The organism is Anaerolineae bacterium (genome assembly GCA_016931895.1).
In the GTDB taxonomy this organism is placed as follows: domain Bacteria; phylum Chloroflexota; class Anaerolineae; order 4572-78; family J111; genus JAFGNV01.
The window spans coordinates 22,079-28,315 of record JAFGDY010000013.1 but is presented as its reverse complement, the minus strand read 5'-3'; the positions used below and the strand labels follow the sequence as shown (position 1 = coordinate 28,315).

The 6,237-nt window shown below is 51.5% G+C and carries 5 protein-coding genes and 1 tRNA gene; all 6 read right to left on the bottom strand.

Going from position 1 to position 6,237, the window contains the following annotated elements; translation table 11 throughout:
- Positions 1–2 precede the first annotated feature (2 nt).
- Positions 3–84 (bottom strand) — tRNA-Tyr (locus tag JW953_01230).
- Between the two features lie 140 nt (positions 85–224).
- Positions 225–434 carry a cold-shock protein gene (locus JW953_01225; protein ID MBN1991297.1) on the bottom strand — a complete coding sequence of 70 codons (210 nt, stop codon included), beginning with the start codon at positions 432–434 and terminating at the stop codon, positions 225–227.
- Positions 435–593: 159 nt separating this feature from the next.
- On the bottom strand, positions 594–2,135 hold the full coding sequence (locus JW953_01220) for a 2,3-bisphosphoglycerate-independent phosphoglycerate mutase (GenBank protein MBN1991296.1): 1,542 nt from the start codon (positions 2,133–2,135) through the stop codon (positions 594–596).
- 155 nt (positions 2,136–2,290) lie between these two features.
- A complete protein-coding gene (locus tag JW953_01215) occupies positions 2,291–3,409 on the bottom strand; it encodes an ABC transporter ATP-binding protein (protein MBN1991295.1) in 1,119 nt (372 codons plus the stop codon).
- Between the two features lie 41 nt (positions 3,410–3,450).
- Entirely contained in the window at positions 3,451–4,506 is a 1,056-nt protein-coding gene (locus JW953_01210; protein MBN1991294.1) for a LacI family DNA-binding transcriptional regulator, read from the bottom strand.
- Between the two features lie 539 nt (positions 4,507–5,045).
- Complete coding sequence (locus JW953_01205; protein MBN1991293.1) at positions 5,046–6,218, bottom strand: LysM peptidoglycan-binding domain-containing protein; 1,173 nt, start codon at positions 6,216–6,218, stop codon at positions 5,046–5,048.
- Positions 6,219–6,237: the final 19 nt, after the last annotated feature.

Sequence of the window (6,237 nt, the reverse complement as noted above, 5' to 3'; positions counted from 1 at the left end):
GATGGAGGGGGACGGATTCGAACCGCCGTAGGCCTAGCCAGCTGATTTACAGTCAGCCCCCTTTAGCCACTCGGGCACCCCTCCATATTTGAATTAAAAACACGACGCTATTGCGCCGCGCAAAAGTCAAGTATACTGATAAAGCCCCAAGAGTCAAATTAAGGTATCTTTTTTGCCTGAATTAAAAAAATACGCCGCACTCTGAGATGCGGCGTATTTTCTGTTTAGACTAACACAACATCTTGGGCCTGGGGGCCTTTTTGGCCCTCGACAACGGTAAATTCTACCCGCTGTCCTTCGTTCAACGAACGGTAGCCTGTGCCGCTAATAGCGCTATAGTGAACAAAAACATCGCCACCGCTACTGCGTTCAATAAAACCAAACCCTTTGGTTGCATTGAACCACTTGACAATGCCGGTATCACGGTCGGTCATTGATAAGGGAACCTCCTTTCTGTCTAAATATGGTTAAGCTAGAGGTTCCAAATCAACTTCAGACCGAGTCCTCCTTTGGCTTAGAACAACTGCTAACAACTTTGAAAATTTAACACGAGTTCAGCCTATTGTCAAGTCAACTCGCGGATTTTCTATGTTTCAGGATTGCTCTCTAATTAACGAGCCGCAGCTCATTTCTGTTGGCTTCTCCAACCCCATCAAGGCCAGCACGGTGGGCGCTACGTTTCCCAAAATGCCGTTGGCTAAACGCCAATCCGGTTTTTGCCCGGCCACGTAAATGAAGGGCACCAGGTTGGTAGTATGGGCCGTATGCGGTTTGCCGGTGTCGTAGTCAAGCATCTGGTCAGAGTTGCCATGATCGGCAGTAACCAGGGCTACGCCGCCCATGCTCACGGTCGCCTCAACCACCTGGCGCGCACAGTCATCTACAGCTTCGGCGGCAATCATGGCTTTGTCCAAAAAGCCGGTGTGGCCCACCATGTCGGGATTGGCAAAATTGACCAGCACAAAATCGTATTGGCCCGACCTGACGGCTGCCACCACTTTTTCGGTGATGCCGCGCGCGCTCATTTCCGGCTGCAAATCGTAGGTGGCTACTTTGGGCGACGGCACCAAAGCCCGGTCTTCGCCGGGAAACGGCTCTTCGCGGCCACCGTTGAAGAAATAGGTAACGTGAGCGTATTTTTCTGTTTCGGCGCTGTGGAATTGTTTTTTGCCCAAACTTGATAAAAACTCGGCCAAACCATTGGTAGGTTCAGGCACTTCAAAAGCATAGTCCGGTTGTTGGTGATCGTAGTAGGGCATAAACGTGGTCATCTTTAGATTCTGGGGGCGGCCCTGGGTAAACTCAAAACCGGCAAAATCCGGTTCCATTAAGGCCTGGGTCATTTGCCTGGCCCGGTCGGCCCGGAAGTTAAAAAAGATGATGGCGTCGTTATCATTAATGGTGGCGATGGGGTTGTTTTGCTGGTCAATCAAAACCACCGGCAGCACAAACTCATCGCTCACCTCATCGGCGTAAGAGGCGGCAATGGCTTGGGCCGCGCCGGTAGCCTGTTTGCCTTGCCCGTAAACCATGGCCGCATAGCCCAATTTGGTGCGGTCCCAACGTTTGTCACGGTCCATTGAATAGTATCGCCCGGCAATGGTGGCAATTTTACCGCAGCCAATCCGGGCAAATTGCTCCTCAAGCTGCCGGAGATACCCTGCGCCGCTTCTGGGCGGCGTGTCCCGCCCATCGAGCAGGGCATGCACAAAAACGCGATCCAGTTTTTTCTCTTTGGCCAGTTCTAACAAGGCATATAAATGATTTTGATGGCTATGCACCCCTCCGTCAGAAAGCAAGCCGATTAAATGGAGGTTGCTATTATGCTCCAGGGCGTGCGTAATAGCCTCAAGTAAGGCTTTGTTCCGGTAAAACTCGCCGTTAGAAATCAAGCCGTTGATATAGGTTAAATCCTGCGGCACAATGCGCCCGGCGCCAAGGTTCATGTGCCCCACTTCGGAGTTGCCCATCTGGCCGGGTGGCAAACCAACAGCTTCGCCGGAGGCTTCCAGGGTGGCGCTTGGCCAATTGTTCCAGATGTAATCAAAGTAAGGGGTATTGGCCAGGGCAATGGCGTTATAATCTCGGCGGGGATTCAAGCCCCAGCCATCCATAATAATTAGGGTTACTAACATTTTTGTTTCCTCAAGCAAACCTTAATTTGTTTTGTCCATCACAGCGGCTTTTATCATACCTTATTTTCAGATAAAGCAAAATTTATGGTAGCAACAAAAAAGGGGAAGCCTAACAACTGAGCTTCCCCCTGGCTACTCTCCTGATTTAACTCTGATTAATTCTGCGGGGTGGCGATCAGCTTCTCGGTTGAGCGGTCAAAAACGTGTACTTTGTCGCCGTTGAAGACGATGTTGACCTTATCGCCGGGGCGCAAATCGGAGCGCGGGTCAACGCGGGCGATGAAGTTCTGGTCGTCGCCGGCAATCAGGTAAACAAAAATTTCGTTGCCCATCAACTCGGTCACGTCCACGGTACATTCAAAGGCCTGTTCATTCACGCCGGCCGGAACATATTGCGGGTGATGAATATCTTCGGGGCGAACGCCAAAGACAACTTCTCGGCCAATATTTTCCTGACCAAGTTGTTCAACCTGGGCTTGCGACAGGCGGATGCGGATGGGACCGGAGTCAACGTACATTTCGTCAACGGAGCCGGTAACGGTGCCGGTGTAGAAGTTCATGGCCGGTGAGCCAATAAAGCCGGCCACAAAAATGTTACCCGGATGGTCGTACAAATGTTGCGGAGTGTCAACCTGCTGGAGTACCCCATCGCGCAGCACGGCAATGCGGTCGGCCATAGTTAGCGCCTCAACCTGGTCGTGGGTAACGTAGATAAAGGTGGTGCCCAGGCGTTGGTGCAGCTTGGAGATTTCGGCGCGGGTTTGCACGCGCAGTTTCGCATCCAGGTTAGAGAGCGGCTCATCGAGCAGGAACACGGCCGGATTACGCACAATGGCCCGGCCCAGGGCCACCCGCTGCCGCTGGCCGCCGGACATTTGTTTGGGTTTGCGGTCGAGCAATTGGGTAATGCCCAAAATTTGGGCCGCTTCTTGCACTCGCTTGTTGATCTCTGTTTTAGGCGTTTTGCGCAGCTTGAGGCCAAATGCCATGTTGTCGTACACGGTCATGTGGGGATAGAGCGCATAGCTCTGGAAGACCATGGCGATGTCCCGGTCTTTGGGTGGAATGTCATTGACTACCCGGTCACCGATGTAAATATTGCCGGCCGTAATCTCTTCCAAACCGGCCAGGCAGCGCAAAGCGGTAGATTTACCGCAGCCCGAAGGGCCAACCAACACCAGAAACTCTTTGTCGGGGATCTCCAGGGTTAAGTTATTAACCCCCACCACATCCCCCCACGCTTTGGTCATGTTTTCATATCTAACTTTTGCCATTTTTTACTCCTTTGCCTTAAATTGATTTTGTTATAGATTGATTATAACCACAAAGCCAAATCGCTTGATTGGCGAATGACCAGCGACGGCTTGACGATCACGTATTCCTTTTCCAAAGTTTCTCCCCGCAAGCGCGCAATTAACATGCGGGCTGCTTGTTGTCCCAACGTATAGGTGGGCCGATGAACGGTGGTCAAGGGAGGTTGTGCGTACTCTCCCAAAAGGGCATCTCCATAACCGGTAACCACCAGATCGTGACCAATTTCAAAACCTTGATCTTGGGCGGCGGCCATCGCGCCCAGGGCAATCATATCATCTGCCGCCACAATGGCGGTGGGGATATTGGGCTTACTTAACAAAATTTGCGCGGCGCGATACCCGTCTTTTTGGGTAAAGTCACTTTGCTCTAAAAAATCCTCGTTCACGGGCAGGCCGGCCTTTGTCATTGCCCGACGATATCCGGCCAGGAAATCTATTGAAAAAACCAGGTCAGGCGGCGAGTTGATCAGGGCAATTTGTTTGTGCCCTTGTTCAATCACGTGCTCCACCGCCAGTCTGGCCCCTTCGGCCACATCGTCGGTAATGGTGAGAATATCGCGGGATAAGTTGATATTGCCCACCACAATGAAAGCGATCTGTTTTTTAAGGAGCAATTCAAGGCGCTTGTCCTGGCAACGAGGCCGCGCCACAATCATTCCATCTACCCGCCCATTGACCAGGCGTTGGTAGGCTTGTTTTTCATCTGGGCCGGGCACGCACGTGGAAACCAACAAATCAAAACCATGTTCGGCGGCTTCACTGGCCAGGCCGGCTAAAAGTTCACTAAAGAAAGGGTTCGCATCTCTGGGCGAAAGAACCGGCAGAACAAAACCCAGGGTATCGGTGGTTCGCTTTTGTAAGCGTTGGGCCATCAGGTTAGGGGAATAGCCCATCTCGCGGGCTACACGCTTAACCTGCTCCCGTGTTTCTTCGCTTATATCGTCGTAATCATTTAAGGCCCGGGAAACGGCAGCCACGGATTTGCCAACTGCCGCGGCTATATCTTTGAGAGTTACATCCTCGGTGTTTTTTAGGCCAGATGACAGGCGTTGTTTCATTCACTGAAACCTTTAAGCTACGCCTTGATTATAAACTAAAAGCTTTAAGTTGTCAAATAGAATTGTTTAAAAAAGGAGAATATAAAAAACCCGGCGCTTTTTCTGCGCCGGGTCTATAAAAAATCTTAGTTAACTAAGTTTATTCACCTTCAGCCTGATAAGGCTTCTACTACTACCAGAAGCTATTATCTTGTGGACCAGCCAGAACCCATAAAACACTGTTTACGCCAGCTGCGCTTTGGCCAATAATCTTTTATCTTTTAGGCCCTTTTTACCGTCTATGGTTTCCAGCTAGCCGTTTTGATTCCCAATCTGGCACCTCGATAGGGACCTCCTTTCGGCTACTAACAGAACCTTCCTTGGTTCTGTTAGTACTACTATACCATATTTTTTGTTCCAAAGTCAATAGGTTTACCCTACGATTACCTGACATTTTTTTATTTTGTTGGCCCACCCAAAACCGGCCAGGCCGGTTGAGGCGCATAAAAAAGGCGTCCTCACCATAAGAACGCCTTTATGTATCCTGAAGTTGGGTTTATCTAGGGCAGGTAAAGCACCTGGCCCACATAAATTTGATTGGGGTTAGACAGGCCGTTGGCCGTGGCAATAGCCTGGGCCGTTGTACCGTAGCGGTTGGCAATGGAGTATAGGGTTTCGCCGGGAACAACCGTGTGCGTGCCGGCAACACCGCCAGGGGCAGGATATGCCTCTTGGGGCTGGTAATAGCCATCAGGAGGAAGCGGATAGGCTGGCTCTTGAGTTCCATAATAATATCCATTATCTACTGGAGGGGCATAATAGCCGCCATCTGCCGGCGGCGCAGCCGGATAAAGACCATAGGCTGGAAGGATCAAGGATTGGCCTTCGTAAATAAGGTAAGGATAGACCAGGCCATTTGCCCCGGCAATAGCCTCAACGGAAGAGCCATACCTTTGCGCAATGCTAAACAAAGTTTCTCCGGTGGAAACAACGTGATAGCCGTCGTTACCGGGTTGCATGGGAGCATATATAGGTTGCGACTCATAAACAGGTTGGGTGGGGGGGCCGTAAGCGCCACTACTGCCGGGGATTGTCAAAACCTGGCCCGCATAAATCATATCAGAGGTTAAACCATTGGCATACATAAATTCTTCCACCGACATCCCATAGCGCATGCTGATGCTAAACAGGGTGTCGCCGGCCTGAACAACGTAGGGGCCGTCATTGGCTATTGAGCCATAGTTACCGCCTACTTCGGCAGCCGGAGGGTTAGCCGCAATGGGGCCGCTGTCAGGAAGTTCGGTAGAGGTGGCATTAACAATAATGGGCGACTCCTCGGCGCTGGCCTTTTCGGCCACAGGCGGGGTAAAAGTCTCGGGCGCAATCGCCTCGGTATTGGCAGAGGCTGCTGCAGCCTGGTTATTGGCTGCCGGGGTGACCCCCAGGTTAACAGGTTGGCTGGTAGGCGCAAGTGTTTCAAGCGGACTATCGGCCGCTTGTCCCTCTCCCAGCAAAGATTCGGTGGCGGTTGGCTGCACATTGATGATGGTGGGAATGGGTGTGGCTTCGACCGGCAGGTCGGCACTGTCCACTCCCAGGGAGGCCAGGGTGGGAGTAGGCGGTTCTCCTACAGCTTCCAGGTCTGAGGTTTGATTGTTTCGGCTCAGTTCACAGCCAGTGAGAGTAAAAATGAGAATGAACAAGATGAGTGAATAAAACTTGGGCGTAGGCATAACACGTCTCCTTTTTATA

Coding starts and splice junctions, on each gene's coding strand:
- JW953_01220 (MBN1991296.1), bottom strand. CDS start 2,135: ATGTTAGTAACCCTAATTATTATGGATGGCTGGGGCTTGAATCCCCGC.
- JW953_01225 (MBN1991297.1), bottom strand. CDS start 434: ATGACCGACCGTGATACCGGCATTGTCAAGTGGTTCAATGCAACCAAA.
- JW953_01210 (MBN1991294.1), bottom strand. CDS start 4,506: ATGAAACAACGCCTGTCATCTGGCCTAAAAAACACCGAGGATGTAACT.
- JW953_01215 (MBN1991295.1), bottom strand. CDS start 3,409: ATGGCAAAAGTTAGATATGAAAACATGACCAAAGCGTGGGGGGATGTG.
- JW953_01205 (MBN1991293.1), bottom strand. CDS start 6,218: ATGCCTACGCCCAAGTTTTATTCACTCATCTTGTTCATTCTCATTTTT.